Raw genomic sequence first — 26142 nt, 5'->3', positions numbered from 1 at the left:
TTCCAACCATGTCTGTGTTTCTTGATGAGTTCGAGCAGGCGCCGGGCCTGTGTTACCTGAACTACGCGGCAATCGGCCCCTGGCCACGGCGGGCCGCCTGCCGCCAGCGCGGCGTTCTACTGTGCATACACGCGGTCCAGCAGGCGGGCGCCCTGCCCTTCAATGTAGAGCGTTATCAGTGCGACTTCGCCATGGCCGACGGCCACAAGTGGATGCTCGGCCCAGAGGGGGCTGGGCGTGTTCCTTTGCCGTGGCGAACTGCGCAGGCAGTTGAAACTGCACGCCTACGGCTGGCATATGCTGGACCACCTCGGCAACTTCGAGCGCCGCGAGTGGCTACCGGCACGCAGCGCGCGACGCTTGGCATGCGACATGCCCGAACATGCTCGGCGCCTGCACGCTGGAGGCGAGCCTGTCGCTGCTGGTCCTAGCGTGCGGTTTTCCCCACATTTCTATACCAGCCAGCGCCTGATCGACGAAGTACTGCGCCAGGTTCGCCAATTGTCAATGCATTGATCGCGCAAGGGGCTGCGAACGTATTCCAAATCTGTTTAAAAAACGATCAACAGCCGCTGGCAGCGCGCCAATCCTGGCCAATACTTGAAGTGTTGGCGCGGCACATCCCCCCCAAGTGGCGCGCCGATAAAGGTGCCCAGGGACCGTGTACCTTTGTTTTACTCCTAATGGTCTTAACCCGGATTCCCCCCCCCAGAACCCGGGTTTTTTTTATCCGGGCCTCAAGCTTTTTTGGGGGGTGAAATCTTCAGGCCACCCGCGCCAGTGGGAACAAGCGCTTGAAGTTCTCGGTGGTCTGCTCGGCCAACTGCTCATAGCTCACCCCACGCAACGACGCCACGTACTCGGCCACTTCCCGCACGTACTGCGGCAGGTTCGGCTTGCCGCGATGCGGAATCGGCGCCAGGTACGGCGAGTCGGTCTCCACCAGCAGGCGATCCACCGGCACCTGCCGGGCCACCTCACGCAGGGCATCGGCATTGCGGAACGTGACAATGCCGGACAACGAGATGTAGTAACCCAGGTCCAGCGCGGCCTTGGCCATCGGCCAGTCCTCGGTGAAGCAATGCAGCACGCCGGCCTGGGGCAGGCCGGCCTCGCGCAGCAGCGCCAGGGTGTCCTCGCGGGCCGCACGGGTGTGCACGATGACCGGCTTGCCGGTCTGCCGGGAGGCTTCCAGGTGCAGGCGGAACGAAGCCTGCTGCAACTCGGCGGCTTCCGGCTCATAGTGGTAGTCCAGGCCCGTTTCGCCAATGGCCACCACATGCGGATGGGCCAGTTCACGCAACAGCCACTCCAGGGCCGGGGTCTCACCGGGCGCCAGGTCGAGCGGGTGCACGCCCACCGAGCAGTCGACATCGGCGTAACGCTCGCTCAACGCCTTGACCGCACCGGCATTCTCGGCACTGACGCCGATGCACAGGAAATGCCCTACCCCACGCTCGCGGGCCGCCTGCAGGGCGGTGTCGAGGGAACCCTGGTGGGCACTGAGATCGAGACGGTCGAGGTGGCAATGGGAATCTACGAGCATGGGAACACGACACACATTAGGAAACGGTGGAAATCAACGCATGCCTGGCAGCTGCACCCAGTGGGCGAGCAACGCTTCGAGCAGCAGTACACGATTGAGGTTGGCCTTGCCCAGCACCTTCTGGCGCTGCTCGAGAATCCACGCCTGGACCTCGAGCACCTTGGCCTGCCGGCTCTTCTGCGCCAGGTACTGCAACACCTTGCGCATGTCAGGCAAACCTAAACCCTCTTCGTCCTGGGTCAACTGATAACGCAGGATCAAGTGCGACCAGTCGCAGAACCAGTCGAACAGCAGCAACAGGGGCACCGTGTTCCAGGCTTCGGCCAGCTGGGTAGGCGACTGCTGCTGCTTGAGCAACTTCTTCACCCCTTCGGTAACCAGCGCCCGCTGCTCAAGCACGCCCTGGGCCTGCAAGCTGACCGCCATCAGTGGCGAACCCGCGGCCAGGGTCAGCAACTCTTCGCGCTCCTGCTCATCGCTGCCTTCGAGCGCCCCAGCCAGCCAGGCACGACTCTGCGCCAGGCTTGGCTGCGGGCAGGCGACCTGCTGGCAGCGACTCTTGATGGTCGGCAGCAGGCGGCTGGGCTGATGGCTGACCAGCAACAGCACGGTATCGCCGGAGGGCTCCTCCAGGCTTTTGAGCAAGGCGTTGGAGGCATTGATGTTCATCGCCTCCACCGGCTCGATCAGCACCACCTTGCGCCCACCCTGCTGGGCGGTCTGCACCACGAACGACACCAGTTCGCGGACCTGGTCGATCTTGATCGGCTTGTCGGCCTCCTCCGGCTCCAGCACGAAGTTGTCCGGGTGGCTGCCGGCCTTGAGCAACAGGCACGACTTGCACTGGCCGCAGGCTTCCAGGCCCTGTGGCTGCTGGCACAACAGCCGCGCCATCAGGCGCTCGGCCAGGGCCCGCTTGCCGATGCCCTGGGGGCCGTGCAGCAGGTAGGCGTGGGCGTGCTGGGCACGCCCGGCCAGTTGCTGCCAGAGAGCCTGCTGCCAAGGGTAGGCCTCAGCCACGGCAACGCTCCAGGATGCCCGGCACCAGGGCGTCGATGGCCTGTTGCACCGCGCTCAAGGGCTGCGCGGCGTCCAGCAGGCGATAGCGCTGTGGCTGCTGGCCTGCGCGCTGCAGGTAGGCCTGGCGCACCGCCTCGAAGAAGGCCTGGCCCTCCTGCTCGAAGCGATCCAGCCGGCCACGGGCTGCCGCGCGGGCCAGGCCGACCTCCACGGGCAGGTCGAAGACCAGGGTGAGATCCGGGCGCAGCTCGCCCTGCACAAAACTCTCCAGGATGGCGATACGCTCTACCGAAAGACCGCGGCCGCCGCCCTGGTAGGCGTAGGTGGCGTCGGTGAACCGATCGCACAGCACCACGGCACCACGGGTCAGCGCCGGGCGGATCACTTCGGCCAGGTGCTGGGCGCGAGCGGCGAACATCAGCAGCAGCTCGGTGTCGACCGCCATGCGCTCCTCGCTCGGCGCCAGCAGCAGTTCACGGATGCGCTCGGCCAACGGCGTGCCTCCGGGCTCGCGGGTCATGACCACATCGGCGCCCTGCTCGCGCAGGCGCGCTGCCAGATACTCACGATTGGTGCTCTTGCCCGCGCCTTCGGGGCCTTCCAGGGTGATAAACAAACCGCTCACGAGCGTTCCTTAGGGTCTTCTGGCACCGACGTATCAGCCGGCGCGGATTCATCGGTGGGGGCCGGCGCGTCGCTTTCAGGTGCGGGCGCAGGGGCCGCTTCAGGAGTCGTCTGCGGTTCGGGCGTTGTCGGTTCGGCCTGCGGCGCAGGGCTCGAACGATAATCCGCCCGCCGCTTGATCTGGAACTCACGCACCGCGCTGTTGTGATCGTCCAGGTCATCGGAGAACACATGGCTGCCGTCGCCACGGGCGACGAAGTACAAGCTCGAGCCATCACTTGGGTTCAGCGCGGCATGGATTGCCTCGCGCCCGACCATGGCGATCGGCGTCGGCGGCAGGCCGGTCATGGTGTAGGTGTTGTAGGGCGTCGGCTCACGCAGGTCGGCGCGGGTGATCTTGCCGTTGTAGCGCTCGCCCATGCCGTAGATCACGGTAGGGTCGGTCTGCAGCATCATGCCCAGGCGCATGCGCCGCACGAACACCCCGGCGATCTGCCCGCGTTCCTGGGGAATGCCGGTTTCCTTCTCCACCAGCGAGGCCATGATCAGCGCCTGGTACGGGTCGCGATACGGCAGGTCGGTGCTGCGCTCGGCCCATTCCTTGGCCAGCACTTCGTCCAGGCGCATGTAGGCCTGCTGCAACAGCTCGACATCGCTCATGCCGCGCACGAAGCGATAGGTATCAGGGAAGAAACGGCCCTCGGGGAACACGCCGGTATGACCAAGCTTGTCCATCACCTCGGTATCGGACAGGCCTTCGAGGGTGTGCTTGAGCTTTTCATGTTTCGCCACCGCGGCACGCACCTGGCGGAAGGTCCAGCCCTCGACCAAGGTGAGGTTGTACTGCACCACATCGCCACGCTTCCAGGCGTCGAACAACTGCCCCACGGTCATGCCCGGGGTCAGGCGATATTCACCTGTATGCAATGCCGTGCCGGCCATGTTGAAACGCCAGTACAGGCGCAGCCACAGAGGGTCATCAAGCAGGCCTTCGCCCTGCATCCGATAGAACATGCGGTTTGGCGTCGTGCCATTGGGCACATCGAGCATGCGCTCCTGGGCCACTTGCAGCGGCTGCTCCAGGACCGAGTTGACTTTCCAGGCGGCCCAGCCCAGTGCCAGGCCGGCGAGGATCAAGCTCATTTCCAGCAGCAGCAGGAATTTGCGTCTCACGAATCAGGTATCCAGTAACGTACGGGCAACGGCCTGCAGTTTACGGGTGAGCGGCCCTGCCGGCCAGTTCAGCGCGGCGAATTCACGCACGGGCCAGATGCCGTAGACACTGTTGCAGACGAATACCTCGTCGGCTTGCTCCAGCGCCGCCATCGGCAAGTCCCGCACCTGCGTAGGGATACCCAGCAGCGCAGCCTGTTCCAGCAATGCCGCGCGCATCACCCCGGCCACGCCGCAACGGCTCAGGTCGGCGGTGAACAATGCACCGTCACGCACCAGGAACAGGTTGCTGTACACCCCTTCGATCAACCGCCCATGGCCGTCACGCATCAAACCTTCGGCAAACGCGCTGTCCTTCCATTCGGCACGGGCCAGCACCTGCTCGAGGCGGTTGAGGTGTTTGAGCCCGGCCAGCAGCGGTTGTTCCGCAAGACGCGTCTCACAGGGGAACAGCCGCACGCCGACCTCGGCATGCTGCGCCGGGTAGGCCGGCAAGGGGCCGCCTTGCAGGATACGCCGTGCCTGCGCGCCGGCCAGCGGGGCATAGCCGCGCTGGCTGTCGCCACGGGTCAGGATCAGCTTGGCGACGCCTTCGCCCAGTTGCCGGGCGAATTGCAACAGTTCATTGCGAACCAGCGTCAGGTCGGCTTCGATCGCCAGGCGCTGGCATCCCAGCGCCAGGCGGTCGAGATGCTGCGCGAGCAGGCTGGGCCTGCCGCCGCGCACGGCGATGGTCTCGAACAGGCCATCGCCGTAGGCCAGGCCACGGTTCTGCAGATTGACCGCAGCCGCGTCCTGGCCATCGATCCAGCTGAGCATCAGCCGGCGAACCGGCGGAACACCAGCGAACCGTTGGTCCCGCCAAAGCCGAAGGAGTTGGACAGCACCACGTCGATCGGCATGCTACGCGCCTGGTGCGGCACGAAGTCCAGGTCGCAGCCTTCGTCCGGCTCATCCAGGTTGATGGTCGGCGGCGCCGTCTGGCTGTTGATCGCCAGGACACTGAAGATCGCCTCCACCGCACCGGCGGCGCCGAGCAGGTGGCCAGTCATCGACTTCGTAGAGCTCACCGCCAACTTGTAGGCATGCTCGCCGAACACCCGCTTGATCGCAGCCACTTCAGCCACGTCGCCAGCCGGCGTCGAGGTGCCGTGGGCGTTGATATAGCTGACCTCTTGCGGCTGGATACCGGCATCGCGCAGGGCGTTGGCCATGCAACGGGCGGCGCCTTCGCCGGAATCGGGTGGCGAGGTCATATGGTAGGCGTCACCGCTCATGCCGAAACCGACCAGCTCGGCGTAGATGGTCGCGCCGCGGGCCTTGGCGTGCTCAAGCTCTTCGAGCACCAGGGCGCCGGCGCCATCGGACAGCACAAAGCCGTCACGGCCCTTGTCCCAGGGACGGCTGGCGCGGGTCGGCTCATCGTTGCGGGTGGACAGTGCCCGGGAGGCACCGAAACCGCCCATGCCCAGGCCGCAGGCGGCCATCTCGGCGCCACCGGCGATCATCACGTCGGCTTCACCGTAGGCGATATTACGCGCGGCCATGCCGATGCAGTGGGTACCGGTGGTGCAGGCGGTGGCAATGGCGTAATTCGGCCCCTGCGCACCCAGGTGAATCGACAGGAAACCCGAGATCATGTTGATGATCGAGCCTGGCACGAAGAACGGTGAGATACGACGCGGCCCCTTCTCGTGCAAGATCTTGCTGGTTTCTTCGATGTTGGTCAGACCACCGATACCCGAGCCCATGGCCACGCCGATGCGTTCACGGTTGGCATCGGTGACTTCCAGCCCGGCATTGCGCACCGCCTGGAAACCGGCCGCCAGGCCGTACTGAATAAACAGGTCCAGCTTGCGGGCTTCTTTCTGATCAAGATACTGCCCGACCTCGAAGCCCTTCACCGAGCCGCCAAAACGGGTGGAGTAGGCAGACAGATCCGTATGTTCGATCGGACCAATGCCACTGCGGCCAGCCAGAATGCCCTGCCAGGTGCTCGGTACATCGGTACCCAGTGGCGACAGCATACCCATACCAGTGACCACGACGCGTCTACGCGACACAGTACTCTCCTCATTTCCAAATAACAGAGTCTCTTGCCAGTGCACTTGCCATGGCGAATGGAATGGCAGCAAACCCCGGCTCTCGCAAAGAAAAAACCGCACGCCGGCAAAGGCAGTGCGGTTTTTCCCGACAAGAAGCGTCGACTACAGCGTCTTAGGCCTGGTGGGCGTTGACGTAGTCGATGGCAGCTTGAACGGTAGTGATCTTCTCGGCTTCTTCGTCAGGGATTTCGGTCTCGAATTCCTCTTCCAGAGCCATCACCAGCTCAACAGTGTCAAGCGAATCGGCACCCAGGTCCTCAACGAAGGAAGATTCGTTCTTGACTTCATCTTCCTTGACGCCCAGTTGCTCGGCGACGATTTTCTTGACGCGTTCTTCGATGGTGCTCATACCTAGTTTTCACTCCTAATGGACATATGTCAGGCAGCTGGCCGGTGACCAAGTTTATAGGAAGACGCCTGCTTTTCAAGCGTAACGCGCCTTCCACCAAGTCACCGGGCCCTCTGCCCGGAATCTGGTTGCAGCTTTATAACGGATTTTAGGCTCGGAGTATGACTCTTTTTTGAAGCAATCCGTCACATTGAGTTGCGGTTTTACATGTACATCCCGCCGTTCACCGGCACGGTGGCACCGGTGACATAGGCTGCGCCGTCGGAAGCCAGGAAGGAAACCACTTTCGCGATTTCCTCGGCCTGGCCCAGGCGGCCCAGCGGAATCTCTTTCTGCAGGGCCTCGCGCTGCGCTTCGGGCAGTTCGCGGGTCATGTCGGTGTCGATGAAGCCCGGGGTCACCGAGTTGACGGTGATACCACGTGAGCCCACTTCGCGGGCCAGGGCACGGCTGAAGCCTTCCAGGCCTGCCTTGGCGGCGGCGTAGTTGGCCTGGCCGGCGTTGCCCATGGCACCCACCACCGAACCGATGCTGATGATACGGCCCCAACGGGCCTTGGTCATGCCGCGCAGCACGCCCTTGGACAGACGGTAGAGGCTGTTGAGGTTGGTGTCGATCACATCGAACCACTCATCGTCCTTCATGCGCAGCATCAGGTTGTCGCGGGTGATGCCGGCGTTGTTGACCAGGATGGCCGGCGCGCCGAACTGCTCGCCGATGGCGCCCAGCACCGCATCCACGGACTCGGCACTGGTGACGTTCAGCTCAAGGCCGGTACCGTTGATGCCGTGCTCTTTCAGGGTGACGGCAATGCGCTCGGCACCGGAAGCGGTGGTGGCGGTACCGATCACGGTAGCGCCCTGGCGGCCCAGCTCGAGGGCGATGGCCTGGCCGATACCACGGCTGGCGCCGGTGACCAGTGCAACTTTACCTTGCAGGCTCATGCAAGCTTCTCCGAATTCAGGCCAGCGCCGCACGGGTGGCGGCGACGGCGTCTGGGGTGTTGAGGTTGTAGGTGGTCACGCCGTCGGCGCAACGCTTGTTCAGGCCAGCCAGGACCTTGCCCGGGCCGCATTCGACGAGGTTGACCGCACCGCGCTCGGCCAGCGCCTGCACGCACTCGACCCAGCGTACCGGCTGGTACAGTTGCGCCAGCAGGTCTTGCTTGAGGGCATCGAGGTCGGCGGCGATGGCCGCGGTGACGTTCTGCACCACCGGGATCTGCGGCGCTTTCCATTCGATGGCGTTGACCGACTCGGCGAAGCGCTCGGCGGCCGGCTTCATCAGGGCGCAGTGCGATGGCACGCTGACCGCCAATGGCAGGGCACGCTTGGCGCCCTTGGCCTTGCACAGCTCGATGGCACGATCGACCGCAGCCTTGTTGCCGGCGATGACCACCTGGCCCGGCGAGTTGAAGTTCACCGCGCTGACCACTTCGTCTTCGGCGGCTTCGGCGCAAATCTCGACCACGACGGCGTCGTCCAGGCCAAGGATGGCGGCCATGGCACCATGGCCGGCAGGCACAGCCTCCTGCATCAGCTGGCCACGGCGCTCGACCAGGCGTACGGCATCTTTGAGCGACAGGCTGCCAGCGGCGACCAGGGCGCTGTATTCACCCAGACTGTGCCCGGCGACGAAGGCCGGCTGCGCGCCACCCTCTTCCAGCCACAGGCGCCATAAGGCGATGGAGGCGGTGAGAATGGCCGGCTGGGTCTTGTCGGTCTGGTTGAGTTGCTCTTCCGGGCCTTCCTGGACCAGTTTCCACAGGTCGTAGCCCAGGGCCTCGGACGCTTCCTTGAAGGTCTCGACGATTACCGGTTTTTCGGCGCCCAGCTCTGCGAGCATGCCCAGCGACTGGGAACCTTGACCAGGAAAGACGAATGCGAGGGATGCAGACATTGAACAAGCCCTTATGATCTTGTCGTCGGATAGGGTGCGCCAGGCCGCGGGCCAGACGCGCAATCTGAAAGCTTGGATGGAATGGCGGACCAAGCGGTCACATTTAAGCACTTCATCGCGGATATGCCTAAGACCTGTTTTGGCCGCATCGCGGATGAATCCGCTTCTACAAGCGAACCTACCCCCTGCAGGAGCGGATTCATCCGCGATGAAGCCCACGCCGACATCACGGCAACAAGTCTTCGAGACGCCCATGCAGGCGCTGCGGCAGGTTTTCCTGAATCTCGATCAAGGCACGCTGGATCGCGCTTTGGAAGCCCTGCACGCCCGCAGAGCCGTGACTCTTGATGACAATGCCCTGCAATCCCAGGAAACTCGCGCCATTGTGTCGCGCAGGCGCCAGGTCGGCCTGCAGGCGCTTGAGCAGCGGCATGGCCAGGGCACCTGCGGCTCGCGCCAACAGCCCGCCACGGAACAGCGCCTCGATACGGGCACCGATCATGGTCGCCAGGCCTTCGCTGGACTTGAGCAGGATATTGCCGACGAAACCGTCGCACACCACCACGTCCGCCTCGCCACGGTACAGCCCGTCACCCTCGACGAAACCGATGTAGTTCAGCCCCCGGGCGTTCTGCAACAGGCTGGCGGCCAGCTTGACCTGCTGGTTGCCCTTGATGTCCTCGGTACCGATATTGAGCAGCGCCACACGCGGCCGATGCACGCCCAGGGCCTGGGCGGCCACCGAGCCCATCACGGCGAACTGGTAGAGGTTTTCCGCGCTGCAGTCGACGTTGGCACCAAGGTCAAGCAGCTGGCAGTAGCCGGCCTGGGTCGGAATCGCCGCCACCATCGCCGGGCGATCGATACCGGGCAAGGTCTTGAGCACGAAGCGCGACAAAGCCATGAGCGCGCCGGTATTGCCGGCACTTACGCAGGCCTGGGCCTTGCCATCACGCACCAGTTCGAGGGCGATGCGCATCGACGCGTCCGGCTTGCCCCGCAACGCCTGCGATGGCCGCTCGTCCATGCCGATCACTTCGCTGGCCGCAACAATCTGCAGGCGCGCGCGATCCGCAGCCGCAAGGCCGCCGACAAGATCTTCAAGGAGGGAGGGTTGACCGACGAGGGTCAGGTGCAGCGAGGGGGTAGCCGATAGGCAGGCAATGCTAGCCTGGACAATGCTGCGGGGACCGAAGTCCCCGCCCATTGCGTCGATCGCGATGATCTGAGCGGACAAGGATTACTCGTCAGCGCCCTTGTCGATCACTTTGCGACCACGGTATACGCCTTCTGGCGAAACGTGGTGACGCAGGTGTACTTCACCGGTGCTCTTCTCTACGGACAGGGCGTTTTCCGACAGGGCGTCGTGCGAACGGCGCATGTCACGGGCAGAGCGGGATTTTTTGTTCTGCTGAACAGCCATAATTGATTAACTCCTAAACGTTTGGGTCACGCTTTAACTGCGCCAATACACTGAACGGGTTGGACCGCGATACCTCGTCCTTGCTCGGCTCGGGCTCATCGAGTCCCGCCGGCTGCTGGCATTCTTCCGGATGATGAGCAGGCACGATCGGCAGGGCGAGCAACAGCTCTTCCTCGACCAGCGCCTGCAGATCCAAAGGATCTTCGCCCAGTTCCAGCACGTCATAGCCTTTCGGCAACGACTGGGTATTCGCACCCTCCTTCACCACGGCGTACGTACATTCGCTGTGGATCGGCAGGGTGACCAGCTCAAGACAACGCTGGCAAACCATCTTGACTTCGACATCCAGCGCGCTGTGGATAACCACTACGTGCTGTTCATCTCGTTCAAAATCGAACTTCGCCTGCACCGTACCGACATTGTCGGAAAGCGGGTCGCAGAGTCTTTCCAAATCAGCGAGTTGCAGCGAACCTTCGAGGGTTACGCCACGATCAGCCAATTTGCGCGGGTCAACGTGAGGTGGAATCGGGTCATTCAACATAGGCGCAGCATTCTAGGGATGCACCCCCTCCCTGTCAAAGGAAATTAGGTGCCATCTCGCATGTTAGAATTCGGGGCAATTGCCCAGGAGTCTACCATGCTTCCCTTGTTACTGGCTTCCAGCTCGCCCTACCGCCGCGAACTGCTCACCCGCCTGCGCCTGCCCTTCACCTGGGCAAGCCCCGACCTTGACGAACGGCGCCTCGATGGCGAGCCCGCCGTCGAGCTGGTCCGCCGCCTGGCCCGACAGAAGGCCGAAGCCCTGGCCGCCAGTCACCCCGACCACCTGATCATCGGCTCTGACCAGGTGGCGGTACTGGGCGAGCAGATCCTCGGCAAGCCCCACACCTTCGAACGCGCCTGCGAGCAGTTGTTGGAGGCCAGCGGACAGCAAGTCACCTTCCTCACCGGGCTGGCACTGCTGAACAGCGCCACCGGCCACTGCCAGGTCGATTGCGTGCCGTTTACCGTGACGATGCGCGAGCAGGATCGCGAGCGCGTGGAGCGCTACGTGACGGCCGAGCAGCCACTGGACTGCGCCGGCAGCTTCAAGGCGGAGGGCTTGGGGGTCAGCCTGTTCCAGAGCACCCATGGCTGCGACGCCACGAGCCTGATCGGGCTGCCGCTGATTCGGCTGGTGGACATGCTGCACAAGGAAGGCGTGCTGGTGCCTTGAAAATGCAATCGCGGGGCAAGCCCGCTCCCACGTGGCCAATGTGCGACCTGTGGGAGCGGGCTTGCCCCGCGATGAATGCCACGCCGACTTCAGATCAACGCAGCGAAGGACCCTGGAAGCCCATGTACAGCGCCAGGCGCTCCGCCACACTGGCACCGATGCGCTTGGAGAAACGATCGAACGGCGACTCCTGCACGGTGAAGTCCACCAGCTCCTTCTCGCCCACGATTTCGCGGGCGACATAGCTGGCACTGCCCAGCCCGTCCACCAGACCCAGTTCCTTGGCCTGCTCGCCCGACCAGATCAGCCCGCTGAACAACTCAGGGTGATCCTTGTCTTTCAGGCGCTCGCCACGCCCCTGCTTGACCATGGCGATGAACTGGCGGTGCGTGGTATCCAGCACGCCCTGCCAGAACGCGGTCTCTTCCGGCTTCTGTGGCGAGAACGGATCAAGGAAGGCCTTGTGTTCGCCCGCCGTGTAGGTGCGCCGCTCCACGCCCAGCTTGTCCATGGTGCCGACAAAGCCGTAGCCCGCCGCGGTGACGCCAATGGAGCCGACCAGGCTGGCCTTGTCGGCATAGATCTCGTCGGCCGCGCTGGCAATGTAGTAGGCGCCGGAGGCACCCAGGTCGGCAATCACCGCGTACAGCTTGATGGCCGGATATTCGGCGCGCAGACGACGGATCTCGTCGTACACATAGCCCGCCTGCACCGGGCTGCCGCCCGGGCTGTTGACGCGCATGACCACAGCCTTGGTTTTGGGATCCTTGAAGGCTTCGCGCAGGCTCTTGACGATATTGTCGGCGCTGGCAGGTTCCTGATCGGCGATCACCCCGCGCACCTCGACCAGCGCAGTATGACTGCCGCTGCGCGAGGCGGCCTTGTCCACATCCATCAATGGCGTGAACAGGAACAGGATGCCGAACAGGTAAATAAAGGTCAGCAGCTTGAAGAAAATCCCCCAGCGCCGCGCCCGACGCTGCTCCTGGACACCCGCCAGCAAGGTCTTCTCCAGTAACTTCCAGCTCTTGCGCTCCTCGCCGGCCTCATCAGCCTCGGGCGCCTTCCACTCGTCAGTCATGCTCACCTACCTTGGAAATTGATCTGCGCAGGCCTGTCCAGCCATTCGCGCAACTGGGAAAAATGCTCGATGCACACTTGCGGGCCAAATTCGGCCAAGGCCTGCAGCGACATGGCGCCATAGCCCACGGCGACCGAATGCATGCCAGCGTTGCTGGCCATCTGCAGGTCGAACGCCGAATCTCCGACCATCAGCGCCCGCCCGGGTTCGACCTGGCAATGAGCGAGAATCTCCTCGAGCATCAGCGGATGCGGCTTGCCGCGGGTTTCGTCGGCCGCCCGGGTAATGTCGAAGTAGCGTTCCCAGCCATTGGCCTTGAGCACCCGATCCAGACCGCGCCGCGCCTTGCCGGTGGCCACCGCCAGACGATACCCCTCGGCACGGAACGCCGCCAGCGACTCGACCACACCGTCGAACAGTGGCGACGGCTGTTGATCCAGCGCCATGTAGACATCGGCGTAATGCTGGCGGAATGTCTCCACCTGCGGCGGCTCAAGATGCGGATACAGAGTGGCGATCGCCTCCCCCAGCGCCAGGCCAATGATGCCCTTGATCGCCTCGTCGCTGCTGGCAGCCTCCCCGGCACGCCCGGCGGCCACGTTCATGGCCTCGACAATGCGCCCGATGGAATCGGCCAGCGTGCCATCCCAGTCGAAGATCAGCAGGTCATAACTTTTATTCATGGCTCAGGACGCCAACCGCTCGATGGTCTTGGCCCACATCTCGTCCACCGGCGCCTCGAGCTTGAGCTCGCCGCCGTCGGGCAGCGGCACGGTCAACTGGTAGGCGTGCAGGAACAGGCGCTTGCCACCCAGGTCGCGAATCTCGCGGCTGAAGTCTTCATCGCCGTACTTGCTGTCGCCGGCGATCATGTGCCCGGCATGCAGGGTGTGCACGCGGATCTGGTGGGTGCGCCCGGTAATCGGCCGCGCTTCGACAATCGTGGCGAATTCGCCGAAACGGCGCAGCACGCGGAACAGCGTCAGCGCGTCCTTGCCCTCGTCATTGACCTCGACCATGCGTTCGCCGGAGCGCAGGTTGCTCTTCTGCAGCGGCGCATTGACCTGCTTCTTCGAGGTCGGCCAATGGCCGCGCACCAGCGCCATGTAGCGCTTGTCCACGCCATCGCCGCGCAGCGCGGCATGCAGGTGGCGCAGCATGCTGCGCTTCTTGGCGATCATCAACAGGCCCGAGGTGTCGCGGTCCAGGCGGTGCACCAGCTCCAGCTCCTTGGCGTCGGGGCGCAACTGGCGCAGCGCCTCGATCACCCCGAAGCTCAGGCCGCTGCCGCCATGCACGGCAATACCGGCCGGCTTGTTCATCACGATAAGCGCCTTGTCTTCATAGACAATCGCGGCCTCCAGGCGCTGCAACAGCCCCTGGGCGACCGGCGCGGGCTCATCGCGCTCGGGCAGGCGCACCGGCGGCACCCGCACGATGTCGCCAGCCTGCAGCTTGTACTCAGGCTTGATACGACCCTTGTTGACCCGCACCTCGCCCTTGCGCAGGATGCGGTAGACCAGCGTCTTGGGCACGCCCTTGAGCGCGGTGATGAGGAAATTGTCGATGCGTTGGCCGGCAAGCTCCGGCGCGACTTCGATCAGCTGAACGCCGGAAGTCGGAGGGGTATTGGTCGTCATGGCGGGATCATAACAATTTTTTATGGAATTGAAGCACTTAATCATAACTGCTATAGTCGCGAACGCCGCCAAAAGCGGCAGGCCAGCGGCATCAGGCTCTACGCCGGCCCTGACCATCGCAATTCCGAGGACGCGAGGCCGTCCTACGGAGCGTTTGCCAGTTTAACTAAATGCCTGGAATCGCCACCAGCGCTGTGTAGAGAAGACCGAAAAAAACGACAAGTGCGGTGTTTCACCTGCTTACCCGCTTCTTTTCGCCGTACCTCTGCCCGCCACCGTCGTTTCCGCGCATTCGGGCGAATGCTTCGGAAATACCTGCCTTGGATATGTCATGGCGCCAGCCCGGAACCGGGCTGGCGAAAAATGCAACCCGTTGCGGATTCAGCGCGCGGCAGCACCGAATTTTCAGGGATACGTGCAGGGTGGAGATGCACAGCCTTCGGACCGTGTGGCACCGAACCCGACCCAGCGCCCCACTCAACGGGCGATGAGCGGGCAAGGTCCTGAACAGACGCCCTCGTGGCATCCACGGACGACCGGTTGATTCCTCCTCCTGACTGAGTGCACCAGGCCCGCTCGATTGATTCGGATAACCTTCGAAAAGCTCGACAGGTCTTTTGGCACCGCAAAACAGGACGCGTCGTCGCGACAACGGCAGGCTGGGCAACCGGCTGGTGCCGAACGTCGTCAGACACGGGGGTGGTTCGCCACCCTTTGCGCACCTTGGCACCGATCATGAAAAGTCGTGTGTGCCGAACGCCGTTTCCGGCAGCCCGGAAACCGACGGTACAACATGAAAAGAATGCTGATTAACGCAACTCAACCCGAAGAGTTGCGTGTAGCCCTGGTGGACGGCCAACGCCTCTACGACCTGGACATCGAGTCCGGTGCCCGTGAGCAGAAAAAGGCCAACATCTACAAAGGCAAGATCACCCGGATCGAGCCCAGCCTTGAAGCCGCCTTCGTCGACTTCGGCTCCGAACGTCACGGCTTCCTGCCGCTGAAGGAAATCTCCCGCGAATACTTCAAGAAAGCCCCTGAAGGCCGGGTCAACATCAAGGAAGTCCTGAGCGAAGGCCAGGAAGTCATCGTCCAGGTCGAGAAGGAAGAGCGCGGCAACAAAGGCGCCGCCCTGACCACCTTCATCAGCCTGGCCGGCCGCTACCTGGTGCTGATGCCCAACAACCCGCGCGCCGGCGGCATCTCCCGCCGCATCGAAGGCGAAGAGCGCAACGAGCTGCGTGAAGCACTGAACGGCCTGACCGTTCCGGGCGACATGGGCCTGATCGTGCGTACCGCGGGCCTTGGCCGCAGCAGCGAAGAAATGCAGTGGGACCTCGACTACCTGCTGCAGCTGTGGACCGCCATCAAGGAAGCCTCGCTGGACCGTACCGCGCCCTTCCTGATCTACCAGGAAAGCAACGTCATCATCCGCGCCATCCGCGACTACCTGCGCCAGGACATCGGCGAAGTGCTGATCGACAGCATCGACGCCCAGGAAGAAGCCCTGACCTTCATCCGCCAGGTGATGCCGCAGTACGCCAGCAAGGTCAAGCTGTACGAAGACAGCGTGCCGCTGTTCAACCGCTTCCAGATCGAAAGCCAGATCGAGACCGCCTTCCAGCGCGTCGTCGACCTGCCGTCCGGCGGCTCGATCGTGATCGACCCAACCGAAGCCCTGGTTTCCATCGATATCAACTCGGCGCGCGCCACCAAGGGCAGCGACATCGAGGAAACCGCCCTGCAGACCAACCTGGAAGCGGCCGAAGAGATCGCCCGCCAGCTGCGCCTGCGTGACATCGGCGGCCTGATCGTCATCGACTTCATCGACATGACCCCGGCGAAGAACCAGCGCGCCGTCGAAGAACGCGTGCGCGAATGCCTCGAGGCCGACCGCGCCCGTGTGCAGGTCGGCCGCATCTCGCGCTTCGGCCTGCTGGAAATGTCCCGCCAGCGCCTGCGCCCATCGCTGGGCGAGAGCAGCGGCATCGTCTGCCCGCGCTGCTCGGGTACCGGCATCATCCGTGACGTCGAGTCGCTGTCGCTGGCAATCCTGCGCCTGATCGAGGAAGAAGCCCTGAAGGACCGCACCGCCGAGGTGCGCGCCCAGGTACCGATCCCGGTGGCCGCCTTCCTGCTCAACGAGAAACGCAACTCGATCACCAAGATCGAGCTGCGCACTCGCGCGCGCATCATCATCCTGCCGAACGACCACCTGGAAACCCCGCATTTCGAAGTCCAGCGCCTGCGCGACGACAACCCGGACGTGCTGAACAACCAGTCCAGCTACGAAATCGCCTCGGCCGAGACCGAAGAAGCGCCGCTGCCGACCGCCACCCGCACCCTGGTACGCCAGGAAGCCGCGGTGAAGACCGCACCGGCCCGCGCCAACGCACCGGTACCGGCCGCTGTCGAAGAGCAGCCAGCCGCACCCGTGGCACCGGCACCTAGCGTACCGGAGCCAAGCCTGTTCAAGGGCCTGGTCAAGTCGCTGGTCAGCCTGTTCGCCGGCAAGGAAGAGCCTGCCGCCGCACCGGCCGTCACCACCGAAAAACCGGCCACCGAGCGTTCGCCACGCAACGAGGAGCGCCGCAACGGTCGCCAGCAGAGCCGCAACCGCAATGGCCGCCGCGAGGAAGACCGCAAGCCGCGTGAAGAACGCAGCGAGCGCGCCCCGCGTGAAGAGCGCCAGCCACGCGAAGAGCGTGCACCGCGTGAAGAACGCGCCCCACGCGAAGAGCGTCAGCGCCAGCCGCGCGAAGACCGCCGTGGCAACCGTGAAGAGCGCGTGCGCGAACTGCGTGAGCCCCTGGATGCCGCACCGGCCCCGGCCGCCCGCGAAGAACGCGCCCCGCGTGAAGAGCGTGCGCCACGTGAGGAACGTGTAGCCCGTGAAGAGCGTGCACCACGTGAAGAACGTGCCCCTCGCGAAGAGCGCGCGCCGCGTGAAGAACGCGCACCACGTGAAGAGCGTGCACCGCGTGAAGAACGCGCACCACGTGAAGAGCGTGCACCGCGTGAAGAACGCGCCCCTCGTGAAGAGCGTGCGCCACGTGAAGAACGCGCTCCGCGCGAAGAGCGCCAGCTGCGCCCTGAGGCGCAGGCCGTCGAACAGGCCGCCGAGCTCGCCGAAGAGCAACTGCCGAACGACGAGCTGCTGCAGGACGAGCAGGAAGGCACCGATGGCGAGCGTCCGCGCCGCCGCTCCCGTGGCCAGCGTCGTCGCAGCAACCGTCGTGAACGCCAGCGCAACGCCAATGGCGAGCTGATCGAAGGCGACGAAGACGCCGGCGAAGAGCAGCAGCCACAACAGCACCAGGCCACCGAGCTGGGCGCTGAACTGGCCGCCGGCACTGCCGTCATCGCCGCCGTTGCCACCAGCAACATCAGCGCCGATGCCGAAGCCCAAGCCAACCAGCAGGCTGAGCGCGCCAGCGCCGCTGTCGCCGAAACCCAGGTGGAAATCACCGAGGTCGTGGCCGAGCAGGTCGCCATCGCCCCGGTGGTCGAGCAACCGGTCAGCGAGCCAGTGGTCGCCGTCGAGCCGAGCATCGAACCGGTGGTCGAAGTGGCGCCGCAGCCAGTGGTCGAAGAAGCCCCTGCCGAGCAGCCTGCCGTCGTCGCCGAGGCGCTGCAAGCCCCTGCCGTGGAAGCCGGTGAAATCGAGCAGCCGCAGGTAGTCGAAGCCACCGTGGTCGAAGCCCCGGTAGCCGAGCAGCCTGTAGCGGTCGTCGAGCCAGTGGTCGAGGCCCAGCCGGAAGTGGCTGAAGCACCTGCCGCCGAGCCTGCGCCGATCGTTGCCGAGCAGGTGCCCGAGGAAGCACCGGCCCCGGTCGAAGCGCCTTCGGCGATGCTGGCCAACGGCCGCGCCCCGAACGACCCACGTGAAGTGCGTCGCCGCAAGCGCGAAGCCGAAGCTGCAGCCGCCGCTGCCGCCCAGGCCGCTGCCGAAGCCGCCCCTGCGCAAGCGCTGGAAACCGCCGATGAGCACAAACCTCATCACGGCTGATAGCCTCGGCTGAATGAGAAAGCCCCGCCAGTGCGAACTGGCGGGGCTTTTTCTTTTTGCAGGATATGGCTCCGGGATTACCTAGCATTTTTGCCAGCTGAGCGTCGAAGACCGAGATGCTATCGTCGCGTCACCAGTCAGGAGAGCTGCAATGAGTGATCGACAAGACATCATGGGTTGCTACTTTCGCTCGTGGCGGGACATTGCCACGGGCGACCCGGACAACAAGGTATCCATGCGCGACCTACCCGCAGAAGTGGATATCGCCTTTGTGTTTCCCGACGGCAATGAGCCTCCCCGGTACTGGGAAGCCCTGCACTCACAAATCATTCCGGCTCTGCATGCCCGAAAGACCAAGATTGTCCGCACCATCGCCATTGATGAACTGATCAAGCCCGGTGCCAGCGCGAACGATATCTTCACACGCTTCTTCACTTCCACCCCTGGCCTGGATGGCCTGGATATCGATATCGAGCACACCTTGAACGAAGCCCAGCGCAAGCAGGCAGAAGCCGTTTCCAGAGAGTTACGCACTTTGCTGGGACAGGAAAGGCTGTTTGTCTTCGACACGACCGAGAACGGCGATGTCGCCTTGATACGCGCACTGGCCCCCCAGCTGAACTACATCCTGTTCCAGGCATACGGCCAGACTCCTGCCCGGGTGCAAGGGCATTACGATCGTATGTTCAAGGACTTCTTGCCGCCCTCCCGGTTTATGGTTGGATTTTCCTTCTATGAGGAAAGAGGAACTCGCTGGGGGGACGTACGTGACCCCCTCGAGAGCAGCACGGCCCACGCCTACGCTGCCTGGACACCAACTCAAGGACCCAAGGCCGGGATTTTCTCCTACGCAGTAGACCGTGACGGCGTAAAAGAAGGTGATGACACCTTGCAACCCACGAACTTTGCCTGGACCAAGCACCTCAAGGCAGCGATGGCCCCGCGCCGACGTCGGGCCTGGCAAACGGTTTTGCGCAACTGGCTGGCCAGAGTGCTCCGCATTGCCCCGTCGCGCTAGGCGAGGCTTTCGGAGTGCTCACGGGGCTGCTGCATGATAGGGCCAGCCCATCAGTACAGGTTCGGCTCCATCTCCAGCTCGACCCCAAAGCGCTCAAGGATATCCGCCTGGATCCGCTGCGCCAGCCCATGCAACTGCGCCCCGCTCGCCTGGCCGTAGTTCACCAGCACCAGCGACTGCAAACGGTGCACACCGGCATCGCCATCGCGATACCCCTTCCACCCCGCCTGCTCGATCAACCAGCCGGCCGCCAGCTTCACCTGGCCGTCGGCCTGCGGATACGCCACCACGCCAGGATACTCGGCACGAATGCGCTCGGCCAACGCAGTAGGCACCACAGGATTCTTGAAGAAGCTCCCGGCGTTACCCAGTTCAGCCGGATCTGGCAGCTTTTCCCGACGGATACTGCAGATCGCATCGCTGATCGCCTGCGCGGTCGGCTGCTCGACACCCTGCTCCGCCAGGCGCTGACGCACCGGGCCGTAGTCCAGGTGCGCCTGCAACGACCGGCTCAGCGCAAAGCGCACGCGCAGGATCAGCCAGCGGCCCGGATTGCGCTTGAACAGGCTGTCGCGATAGCCGAAACCGCACGCCTCCAGCGAGAAGTCACGCAGCTCGCCGGTCTCGCGGTCCAGCGCGGTCAAGCCGGCGAACACGTCCTTGATCTCCACGCCATAGGCGCCGACGTTCTGCATCGGCGCAGCGCCGACGGTGCCGGGGATCAGGCTGAGGTTCTCCAGCCCGCACAGCCCCTGGTCGAGGCTCCACTGCACGAACGGATGCCAGGGCTCGCCGGCCTCGGCCTCGACCACCACACGCTCGCCGTCGTCGCTGAGCAGGCGCCGCCCACGGCTGGCCATATGCAGCACCAGGGCGTCGACATCGCGGGACAGCAGCAGGTTGCTGCCACCGCCAATGACCAGCACCGGCACCTGCCGCGCAGCGGCCTGGGCCAGTGCCTGGCGGGCCTCGTCGTCGTCATGGGCCTGGGTGAAATAACGGGCACTGACGTCGATGCCGAAAGTGTTGTAGGGCTTGAGCGATACCCGCTCCTGCCAGTTCGCCGTCATAACCGCCCCTTGATTTCCACGACCAGCTCACGGCAGGCCGCTTCGATCAGGTCCAGGACCTGCTCGAAACCTTCGGCACCGCCGTAGTAAGGGTCAGGCACTTCGTCCAGGGCCGCGCCATAACGGCGCAGGAACAGGTCGAGCTCGCCCGTGGCGTTGTGCGGGCGCAGGGCCTGCAGGTTGCCGAGGTTGCTCTTGTCCATGGCCAGGACCAGGTCGTACTCGGCGAAATGCGCCGCCTTGACCTGCTGGGCGCGCTGGCGCGACAGGTCGTAGCCGCGGGCCAGCGCGGCCTTGCAGGTACGGCTGTCGGGCGCCTTGCCGACATGCCAGTCGCCGGTACCGGCGGAGGCGACGTGCACCACGTCACCGAGGCCGGCGGCCTCGAGCTGATGGCGCAGCACGCCTTCGGCAGTCGGCGAGCGGCAGATATTGCCGAGGCAGACGAACAGAACGCGCATCAGGCCTCCAGCAAGCGCCGTACGCGCTCCAGGTCTTCAGGGGTATCCACGCCCACGGCCGGAGCCTCGATGGCATCGGCAACGTGGATGCGCACGCCGTGCCACAGGGCACGCAGCTGCTCCAGCGACTCGGTCTGCTCCAGCCAGCATGGGCCCCAGGCGACGAAGTCCTGAAGGAAGCCCACGCGGTAGGCGTACATGCCGATATGGCGGCGGTAAGGAACGCCTTCGGGCATGCGCTCACGGTCCTTGGCAAACGCGTCGCGGGCCCATGGCAACGGGGCGCGGCTGAAGGTCAGGGCCAGGCCGTTCTTGTCGCTGACCACCTTCACCGCGTTAGGGTTGAAGATGGTTTGCGGCGCGTGGATCGGCTCGGCCAAAGTGGCGATGCCGGCCTCGGGGTGCGCGGCGAGGTTGGCCGCCACCTGGTCGATGATCACCGGCGGAATCAGCGGCTCGTCACCCTGCACGTTGACCACGATGGCATCGGCGGCCAGGCCCAGCTGGGCAGCCACTTCGGCCAGGCGGTCGGTGCCCGACTCGTGGTCGGCGCGGGTCAGCAGCACTTCGGCGCCGAACGCCTGGCAGGCCTCGACGATGCTGGCATCGTCGGTGGCAATGACCACGCGGCTGGCGCCGCTCTTGCGCGCCTGCTCCCACACATGCTGGACCATCGGCTTGCCGGCGATCGCCAGCAGCGGCTTGCCCGGCAGGCGCGTGGAGCGCAGCCTGGCGGGGATCACCACGGTGAAGTCCAGGCTCATTTGTCCAGGCGCTCGTCGTCGGTCAGGGTGCGCGCCTCGCTTTCCAGCATCACCGGGATGCCATCGCGAATCGGATAGGCCAGGCCCGCGCCCTTGCTGATCAGCTCGGTCTTGTCGGCGCTGAGCTTGAGCGGGCCCTTGGTGATCGGGCAGGCCAGGATATCGAGCAGTTTGGTGTCCATGGGAGCTTCCTTGAAACGGAAATTGAAAAAGGCTCAGGGCCGGGGGCGGCCAGGCAGCAGGCGATCGAGCTCGGCGTCGAACCAGGCGACGAACGCCTGCGAGGGTACGGCATCGACCGCCAGGTACCACCAGTCGTCGGCAGCGAACGGCCGGCATTTCACCGCATCCTTCTCGGTCATCACCAACGGCAGCGGCGGGCTGAACGACAGCACTTCGCGGCTGTACGGCGCATGGTCGGCAAAGGGGTGCGGCACCGGCTGCCAGTTTAGCCCCAGCAGGGTGTTGAAGAAACGTTGCGGGTTGCCAATGCCGGCCACGGCGTGCAGCGCCTGGCCAGCGGGAAACAGGTCGAGCTCGCGGCGCTCGCCGCTGCGCAGGTTGATCAGTGCCGACGGCTGCAGGCGGAAGGCAAAGCCGTCGTCGCGGTCAGCCTCGGCGCCATTGAACAACACCGCGTCGGCCTCGGCCAGGCGCTCGGCGGGCTCGCGCAACGGGCCGGCCGGCAGGCAGCGACGGTTGCCCAGGCCACGGACGGCGTCGATTAGGACCAGCTCCAGGTCGCGGGCCAGGCGGTAATGCTGCATGCCGTCGTCACACAGGATCAGGTCCGGCGCATCGCTGGCCAGCAGTGCCTGCACGGCACGGGAGCGGTCGGGGTCGATCAGTAGCGGCACGCCGGTGCGCTGGACGATCAGCAAAGGCTCGTCGCCGGCCTGATCGGCGAGCTGGTCGGCGGCGACACGCCAGGGATACTGCGGCGGCTTGGCGCCGTAGCCACGGCTGACCACGCCGACCTTCAGCCCCTGCCGGCGGCAGTGCTCGATCAGCCAGAGGATCATCGGTGTCTTGCCGGTACCGCCCACGGTGATATTGCCCACCACGATCACGGGCACCGGGGCGCGGTAGCTGGGGCTGATGCCGCTGAGAAAGCGCGCACGCTTGCGCGTCACCACGCGACGATACAGCGCCTCCAGCGGGCGCAGCAGGGCCAGCGCCGGGTGCCCGGCATACCAGGCGGCGAGCAGACGGTCGGCGAAGGCCATCAGGGATTGCCCTGCGCGGCCTCGACGGTGGTCATGCGCAACTTGCTGAAGCCGAGCTTGCCGGCCGCATCCATTGCGGTGATCACTGCCTGGTGCGGGGTCTTGCCATCGGCGCTGATCGCCAGCGGCAGGGTGATGTCACCGCCGGACTCCTTCTCGATGGCTTCGGTCAGGGTGGCCAGGTCGCTCTTGGGCAGCAGGTGGTTGTTCACCGAATACACGCCGTCGGCACTGATGGTGACTTCGATCAGCTTGCCATCATCGGGCTGCGCGGGCGCGGCACTGCTTGCTTCAGGGAGCTCGACACGCAGCTGGGTCTCGCGGGTGAAGGTGGTGGTGACCACGAAGAACAGCAGCAGCACGAACACCACGTCGATCAACGACGCCAGGTTGATGTCGACGTTCTCGCGCTGGCGATTGCGCCGGAACTTCACGCCTTGCCTCCGGCCACTTCCACTTCGCGGTCGCCCTGCAGCACCTCGACCAGCTTGATCGCCTCCTGCTCCATGCCCACCACCAGTTCATCGATGCGGCGCAGCAGGAAGCGGTGGAAGAACACCGCCGGGATACCGACCATCAGGCCGGCCGCGGTGGTGACCAGGGCCTTGGAAATACCGCCGGCCAGTACCGCGGCGTTGGCGGTCATCTGCGAGCCCATGAAGGCGCTGAAGATGTCGATCATGCCCAGCACGGTGCCCAGCAGGCCCAGCAGCGGGGCCATGGCGGCGATGGTGCCGAGGGTGCCGATGTAGCGCTCCAGCTCGTGGATGACCCGCGAGGCTGCCTCTTCGATGCACTCCTTCATGATCTCGCGACCATGGCGCGAGTTGGCCAGGCCCGCGGCGAGGATCTCGCCCAGCGGCGAATCGGCGCGCAGGGCCTTGAGCTTGTCACTGGTGAGCTGCTTGTCCTTGATCCACATCCACACCTGGCCCAGCAAGTGCGGTGGGCTGACACGGCTGGCGCGCAAGGTCCATAGACGCTCGACGACGATCGCCATGGCAACGATGGAGCTCAGGATGATCGGCAGCATCATCCAGCCACCGGACTTGACCAATTCCCACACAGTAAGCATCCCCTCGGAAAAAGGCCGCCACTCTACCATAGGACCGCCTGGGGCTCATCTGCCGGAGGTCAGGGAATCGCCCACCGCATGGCAACGTGGGAGCGGGCTTGCCCCGCGATAGCGTCATTCGCCTTCGCGCCAGAACCTGCGCTGCGCACGCCCCTCCACCACCGCACCCTGGCGCCCCAGGCGCAACTCCAGCGCGCCCGCCAGCGCCGTGTCATGCACCTGCACCCCATGGCGCCGATAGCGCTCGATCACCTGCGCATGCGGATGCCCGAAACCGTTGTTCCTCCCCCGCGAAATCATCACCCCGCGCGGCGCCAGCGCCTTGATGAACGGTTCGGTGGACGACGTGCGGCTGCCATGGTGCGGCGCCTGCAGCCAGTCGATACGCGGATCCTCGCTGGCCGCCAGCCAAGCCCGCTCCGCCGCGGCCTCCATGTCGCCGGCCAGCAGCAGGCGCTCGCCATTGGCCACCACCCGCAGCACGCAGGAACGGTCGTTGCTGGACGTGCCTTGCGGCCAATGCCACAGCTCGAAATCGACCCCATCCCAGCGCCAGCGCTCACCACTTTCGCACAGCGCGGCAGGCGCAAGCCCGGCAACCTCCCCGGCCAGCACCCGCGTCACCGGCAGCCCCCGGCGCACCGCCGCCGCCCCGCCGGCATGATCGGCGTGACCGTGGCTGACCAGCATCAGGTCGAGGTGCCTGACCCCCAACCTGCGCAAGGTCGGCAGCACCACGCTCTCGCCCAGGTCGCTGTCCCCGTGCGCAGGCCCGGCGTCGTACAACAGCGCGTGATGACGGGTACGCAGCAGCACCGCCAGGCCCTGGCCGACATCCAGCTGCCACACCTGCACCTGCCCAAGGGGCACCTGCTCACGCGGCGCCCACAAGGCCAGCAGCATCACCGCGCCCGGCAAGCGCAACGGCACGCCCCGAGGCAGCAGCAACAACAGCGCGCCCAGCGCGACCAACAGCCAGGCCCACAGCGGCAACGGTTCGGGCAGCCATGCAGGCAACTGCCCCGCAAGCTGCGCCAGCAGGCGAAACAGCCCCTCCAGCGAAAGCCCCGCCAGCCACAGCAGCCCCTCCCCCACCCCAGCCACTGGCAACGTCGCCGTACCAAGCAAGGCCAGGGGCAACACCGCGAAACTGATCCAGGGCACCGCCAGCAGGTTGGCCAGCGGCGCCGTCAGGCTGACCGGCAGCCCCAGCGCCAGCAGCACCGGCAACAGGCCCACGGCGATTACCCACTGGGCGCGGCTCCAGGCCTGCCAGGGCCGCCAGGCGCCGAGCCGGGCAGAGAAGCACAGCACCAGCACGCCAACCGCGGCAAATGACAGCCAGAAACCCGGCAGCAGACTGGCCAATGGATTGATCAGCAACACCCCCGACAACGCCAACAGCAGCGGCAAGGCTGCCCCCAGGTGCCTGAAGCGCAGGCGCCAGAGCAACACCACCGCCAGCATCAGGCAGGCCCGTTGCACCGGCACGCCGAAGCCGGCCAGCCAGCCGTAGCCCAATGCCGCGGCCATGCCCAGGCCACAAGCCCAGGGCAGCCACGGCCAGCGCGATGGCCAGGCGCCCAACCGCGCCAGGCCCGCGACCAGGCCGTACACCAGCCCGGCCAACAGCCCGATATGCTGGCCAGAGATCACCAGCAGGTGCACCGTGCCGGTGGCCTGCAGGGTCTGCCAATCCTCGCGCGCGAGCCCGGCGCCGTCGCCCAGCACCAGGGCCGTCAGCGCCGCCTCGCGCCCATGGGCATCCAAGTTCATCAACCGCTGGCGCACGGCATCGCGCCAATGCACCGCAGCCTGCCCGACCTGCTCGCCGGCCTTGACCGAGCCAGTGGCGCCGATACCCCGGGCCAACAACAATGCTTCGCGGTCCGGGCCATGGGGGTTGAGCAGCCCATGGGGCTGGCGCAGGTTCACCGCCAGGCGCCAACGCTCACCGGCGCGCAATTCAGGCCCGGCAAACCAGCTAAGTTGCAGGCGCCTGGGCAATTGCGCCCGGCGCGACTCAGCATGCTCCAGCTCGAAACGCACGCCGCGCTCCGTGCGAGTCGGCAGCCCCACCACCCGCCCCTCCAACCACAGTGTGCGGCCATCCAGCGCCGGGGCCAGTCGATCATCCAGCGCCTGCTGCGCCGACCAGCAGGCCCAACAGCCACCCAGCACGAACCAGCCCAGCGGCCAGATCCGCGTGCGCAGACAGGCCAAGGCCAGCAACAGCAACGGAATCAGCCACCCGACCGGCGGCAAAACGGGCAAAAAGCGCAGGCTCAACAGCCCGAGCACCAGGGCCAGCATCCCTGCGCGCATGAGATAGAGCTCCAGAAGCGATCACGACCCCTGAGGCTTAGCCGATTGGCGGGGAAAACCTGCTAATCAATTGTCACAAACTCTGAACGAGGCTGCGTTTCAATCAGGGCATACTGAC

At 65.1% G+C, this 26142-nt stretch carries 26 protein-coding genes and 1 pseudogene; 4 read left to right on the top strand and 23 right to left on the bottom strand.

What is annotated here, in order from left to right:
* Window positions 1-95 precede the first annotated feature (95 nt).
* A pseudogene (locus LU688_RS08960) lies at window positions 96-424 on the top strand (aminotransferase class V-fold PLP-dependent enzyme); the annotation flags it as partial.
* A gap of 339 nt (window positions 425-763) precedes the next feature.
* Here the strand turns inward: LU688_RS08960 and LU688_RS08955 are convergent.
* The 12 genes from LU688_RS08955 to LU688_RS08900 all read right to left on the bottom strand — a co-directional run bounded on the left by LU688_RS08955 (window position 764) and on the right by LU688_RS08900 (window position 10680).
* A complete protein-coding gene (locus tag LU688_RS08955; RefSeq protein WP_094010642.1) occupies window positions 764-1546 on the bottom strand; it encodes a TatD family hydrolase in 783 nt (260 codons plus the stop codon).
* Window positions 1547-1579: 33 nt separating this feature from the next.
* Window positions 1580-2566: a DNA polymerase III subunit delta' gene (locus tag LU688_RS08950; RefSeq protein WP_160291070.1), complete on the bottom strand. Its 987-nt coding sequence runs from the start codon at window positions 2564-2566 to the stop codon at window positions 1580-1582.
* Window positions 2559-3191, bottom strand: a complete 633-nt coding sequence (gene tmk, locus LU688_RS08945; protein WP_094010644.1) for a dTMP kinase — start codon at window positions 3189-3191, stop codon at window positions 2559-2561. Before tmk ends, LU688_RS08950 begins: the two co-directional genes overlap by 8 nt.
* Window positions 3188-4363 (bottom strand): endolytic transglycosylase MltG, encoded by a 1176-nt coding sequence (mltG, locus tag LU688_RS08940; protein WP_104444238.1) that lies wholly within the window; start codon window positions 4361-4363, stop codon window positions 3188-3190. Before mltG ends, tmk begins: the two co-directional genes overlap by 4 nt.
* Window positions 4364-4366: 3 nt before the next feature.
* Window positions 4367-5182: an aminodeoxychorismate lyase gene (gene pabC, locus LU688_RS08935; protein WP_232887987.1), complete on the bottom strand. Its 816-nt coding sequence runs from the start codon at window positions 5180-5182 to the stop codon at window positions 4367-4369.
* Window positions 5182-6426, bottom strand: a complete 1245-nt coding sequence (gene fabF / locus LU688_RS08930) for a beta-ketoacyl-ACP synthase II (protein WP_094010647.1) — start codon at window positions 6424-6426, stop codon at window positions 5182-5184. Before fabF ends, pabC begins: the two co-directional genes overlap by 1 nt.
* A 154-nt stretch (window positions 6427-6580) precedes the next feature.
* On the bottom strand, window positions 6581-6817 hold the full coding sequence (acpP, locus tag LU688_RS08925) for an acyl carrier protein (RefSeq protein ID WP_023630495.1): 237 nt from the start codon (window positions 6815-6817) through the stop codon (window positions 6581-6583).
* Between the two features lie 203 nt (window positions 6818-7020).
* Window positions 7021-7761, bottom strand: a complete 741-nt coding sequence (gene fabG, locus LU688_RS08920; protein ID WP_160291069.1) for a 3-oxoacyl-ACP reductase FabG — start codon at window positions 7759-7761, stop codon at window positions 7021-7023.
* A gap of 16 nt (window positions 7762-7777) precedes the next feature.
* A complete protein-coding gene (gene fabD / locus LU688_RS08915) occupies window positions 7778-8716 on the bottom strand; it encodes an ACP S-malonyltransferase (protein WP_023630497.1) in 939 nt (312 codons plus the stop codon).
* Window positions 8717-8942: 226 nt separating this feature from the next.
* Window positions 8943-9953 (bottom strand): phosphate acyltransferase PlsX, encoded by a 1011-nt coding sequence (gene plsX, locus LU688_RS08910; RefSeq protein WP_094010648.1) that lies wholly within the window; start codon window positions 9951-9953, stop codon window positions 8943-8945.
* 3 nt (window positions 9954-9956) lie between these two features.
* The gene (gene rpmF / locus LU688_RS08905) at window positions 9957-10139 is read right to left on the bottom strand and encodes a 50S ribosomal protein L32 (protein WP_008096416.1); all 183 of its coding nucleotides are present in this window, start codon (window positions 10137-10139) and stop codon (window positions 9957-9959) included.
* 13 nt (window positions 10140-10152) lie between these two features.
* Window positions 10153-10680, bottom strand: a complete 528-nt coding sequence (locus LU688_RS08900; RefSeq protein ID WP_023630499.1) for a YceD family protein — start codon at window positions 10678-10680, stop codon at window positions 10153-10155.
* A gap of 96 nt (window positions 10681-10776) precedes the next feature.
* Here LU688_RS08900 and LU688_RS08895 point away from each other — a divergent pair, with 96 nt between their 5' ends.
* The gene (locus LU688_RS08895) at window positions 10777-11355 is read left to right on the top strand and encodes a Maf family protein (RefSeq protein WP_104444239.1); all 579 of its coding nucleotides are present in this window, start codon (window positions 10777-10779) and stop codon (window positions 11353-11355) included.
* Between the two features lie 94 nt (window positions 11356-11449).
* Here LU688_RS08895 and LU688_RS08890 read toward each other — a convergent pair whose 3' ends face one another.
* The 3 genes from LU688_RS08890 to rluC are packed head-to-tail and all read right to left on the bottom strand — an operon-like array spanning window position 11450 to window position 14076.
* Complete coding sequence (locus LU688_RS08890; protein WP_104444240.1) at window positions 11450-12436, bottom strand: S49 family peptidase; 987 nt, start codon at window positions 12434-12436, stop codon at window positions 11450-11452.
* A gap of 2 nt (window positions 12437-12438) precedes the next feature.
* Window positions 12439-13119 carry an HAD family hydrolase gene (locus tag LU688_RS08885; RefSeq protein ID WP_094010651.1) on the bottom strand — a complete coding sequence of 227 codons (681 nt, stop codon included), beginning with the start codon at window positions 13117-13119 and terminating at the stop codon, window positions 12439-12441.
* A 3-nt stretch (window positions 13120-13122) separates the two neighbouring features.
* Window positions 13123-14076 (bottom strand): 23S rRNA pseudouridine(955/2504/2580) synthase RluC, encoded by a 954-nt coding sequence (gene rluC / locus LU688_RS08880; RefSeq protein WP_094010652.1) that lies wholly within the window; start codon window positions 14074-14076, stop codon window positions 13123-13125.
* A 793-nt stretch (window positions 14077-14869) separates the two neighbouring features.
* Here rluC and rne point away from each other — a divergent pair.
* Both rne and LU688_RS08870 read left to right on the top strand, forming a co-directional pair.
* Complete coding sequence (gene rne / locus LU688_RS08875; RefSeq protein ID WP_094010653.1) at window positions 14870-18085, top strand: ribonuclease E; 3216 nt, start codon at window positions 14870-14872, stop codon at window positions 18083-18085.
* Between the two features lie 151 nt (window positions 18086-18236).
* Window positions 18237-19103, top strand: a complete 867-nt coding sequence (locus LU688_RS08870) for an EndoS/ChiA family endoglycosidase (protein WP_160291068.1) — start codon at window positions 18237-18239, stop codon at window positions 19101-19103.
* Between the two features lie 50 nt (window positions 19104-19153).
* Here the strand turns inward: LU688_RS08870 and murB are convergent, their stop codons facing one another.
* The 8 genes from murB to LU688_RS08830 form a co-directional block, all read right to left on the bottom strand.
* The gene (murB, locus tag LU688_RS08865) at window positions 19154-20173 is read right to left on the bottom strand and encodes a UDP-N-acetylmuramate dehydrogenase (RefSeq protein WP_160291067.1); all 1020 of its coding nucleotides are present in this window, start codon (window positions 20171-20173) and stop codon (window positions 19154-19156) included.
* Complete coding sequence (locus tag LU688_RS08860) at window positions 20170-20634, bottom strand: low molecular weight protein-tyrosine-phosphatase (RefSeq protein WP_038705674.1); 465 nt, start codon at window positions 20632-20634, stop codon at window positions 20170-20172. The genes murB and LU688_RS08860 overlap by 4 nt, the downstream gene beginning before the upstream one ends.
* Window positions 20634-21398 (bottom strand): 3-deoxy-manno-octulosonate cytidylyltransferase, encoded by a 765-nt coding sequence (gene kdsB / locus LU688_RS08855; RefSeq protein WP_094010656.1) that lies wholly within the window; start codon window positions 21396-21398, stop codon window positions 20634-20636. The genes LU688_RS08860 and kdsB overlap by 1 nt, the downstream gene beginning before the upstream one ends.
* Entirely contained in the window at window positions 21395-21580 is a 186-nt protein-coding gene (locus LU688_RS08850) for a Trm112 family protein (protein ID WP_003247142.1), read from the bottom strand. Before LU688_RS08850 ends, kdsB begins: the two co-directional genes overlap by 4 nt.
* A gap of 33 nt (window positions 21581-21613) precedes the next feature.
* The gene (gene lpxK, locus LU688_RS08845) at window positions 21614-22624 is read right to left on the bottom strand and encodes a tetraacyldisaccharide 4'-kinase (RefSeq protein ID WP_038705672.1); all 1011 of its coding nucleotides are present in this window, start codon (window positions 22622-22624) and stop codon (window positions 21614-21616) included.
* Window positions 22624-23058 carry an ExbD/TolR family protein gene (locus LU688_RS08840; RefSeq protein WP_023632003.1) on the bottom strand — a complete coding sequence of 145 codons (435 nt, stop codon included), beginning with the start codon at window positions 23056-23058 and terminating at the stop codon, window positions 22624-22626. The genes lpxK and LU688_RS08840 overlap by 1 nt, the downstream gene beginning before the upstream one ends.
* Window positions 23055-23690 carry a MotA/TolQ/ExbB proton channel family protein gene (locus LU688_RS08835; protein WP_031315993.1) on the bottom strand — a complete coding sequence of 212 codons (636 nt, stop codon included), beginning with the start codon at window positions 23688-23690 and terminating at the stop codon, window positions 23055-23057. The genes LU688_RS08840 and LU688_RS08835 overlap by 4 nt, the downstream gene beginning before the upstream one ends.
* Before the next feature lie 123 nt (window positions 23691-23813).
* Window positions 23814-26024: a DNA internalization-related competence protein ComEC/Rec2 gene (locus LU688_RS08830; RefSeq protein WP_104444244.1), complete on the bottom strand. Its 2211-nt coding sequence runs from the start codon at window positions 26022-26024 to the stop codon at window positions 23814-23816.
* Window positions 26025-26142: the final 118 nt, after the last annotated feature.

The sequence above is a fragment of the Pseudomonas soli genome (assembly GCF_021283165.2).
Classification (GTDB): domain Bacteria; phylum Pseudomonadota; class Gammaproteobacteria; order Pseudomonadales; family Pseudomonadaceae; genus Aquipseudomonas; species Aquipseudomonas soli.
This window is presented reverse-complemented; position numbering and strand designations above follow the sequence as displayed.

Excerpts from the sequence above, each read along its gene's own strand:
- kdsB (WP_094010656.1), bottom strand. The coding sequence starts at position 21,398 with ATGAGCCTGGACTTCACCGTGGTGATCCCCGCCAGGCTGCGCTCCACG.
- fabD (WP_023630497.1), bottom strand. The coding sequence starts at position 8,716 with ATGTCTGCATCCCTCGCATTCGTCTTTCCTGGTCAAGGTTCCCAGTCG.
- LU688_RS08900 (WP_023630499.1), bottom strand. The coding sequence starts at position 10,680 with ATGTTGAATGACCCGATTCCACCTCACGTTGACCCGCGCAAATTGGCT.
- LU688_RS08885 (WP_094010651.1), bottom strand. The coding sequence starts at position 13,119 with ATGAATAAAAGTTATGACCTGCTGATCTTCGACTGGGATGGCACGCTG.
- LU688_RS08870 (WP_160291068.1), top strand. The coding sequence starts at position 18,237 with ATGAGTGATCGACAAGACATCATGGGTTGCTACTTTCGCTCGTGGCGG.
- murB (WP_160291067.1), bottom strand. The coding sequence starts at position 20,173 with ATGACGGCGAACTGGCAGGAGCGGGTATCGCTCAAGCCCTACAACACT.
- LU688_RS08895 (WP_104444239.1), top strand. The coding sequence starts at position 10,777 with ATGCTTCCCTTGTTACTGGCTTCCAGCTCGCCCTACCGCCGCGAACTG.
- LU688_RS08860 (WP_038705674.1), bottom strand. The coding sequence starts at position 20,634 with ATGCGCGTTCTGTTCGTCTGCCTCGGCAATATCTGCCGCTCGCCGACT.
- rluC (WP_094010652.1), bottom strand. The coding sequence starts at position 14,076 with ATGACGACCAATACCCCTCCGACTTCCGGCGTTCAGCTGATCGAAGTC.
- fabG (WP_160291069.1), bottom strand. The coding sequence starts at position 7,761 with ATGAGCCTGCAAGGTAAAGTTGCACTGGTCACCGGCGCCAGCCGTGGT.
- LU688_RS08830 (WP_104444244.1), bottom strand. The coding sequence starts at position 26,024 with ATGCGCGCAGGGATGCTGGCCCTGGTGCTCGGGCTGTTGAGCCTGCGC.
- lpxK (WP_038705672.1), bottom strand. The coding sequence starts at position 22,624 with ATGGCCTTCGCCGACCGTCTGCTCGCCGCCTGGTATGCCGGGCACCCG.
- rpmF (WP_008096416.1), bottom strand. The coding sequence starts at position 10,139 with ATGGCTGTTCAGCAGAACAAAAAATCCCGCTCTGCCCGTGACATGCGC.
- LU688_RS08890 (WP_104444240.1), bottom strand. The coding sequence starts at position 12,436 with ATGACTGACGAGTGGAAGGCGCCCGAGGCTGATGAGGCCGGCGAGGAG.
- rne (WP_094010653.1), top strand. The coding sequence starts at position 14,870 with ATGAAAAGAATGCTGATTAACGCAACTCAACCCGAAGAGTTGCGTGTA.
- LU688_RS08850 (WP_003247142.1), bottom strand. The coding sequence starts at position 21,580 with ATGGACACCAAACTGCTCGATATCCTGGCCTGCCCGATCACCAAGGGC.
- pabC (WP_232887987.1), bottom strand. The coding sequence starts at position 5,182 with ATGCTCAGCTGGATCGATGGCCAGGACGCGGCTGCGGTCAATCTGCAG.
- LU688_RS08955 (WP_094010642.1), bottom strand. The coding sequence starts at position 1,546 with ATGCTCGTAGATTCCCATTGCCACCTCGACCGTCTCGATCTCAGTGCC.
- acpP (WP_023630495.1), bottom strand. The coding sequence starts at position 6,817 with ATGAGCACCATCGAAGAACGCGTCAAGAAAATCGTCGCCGAGCAACTG.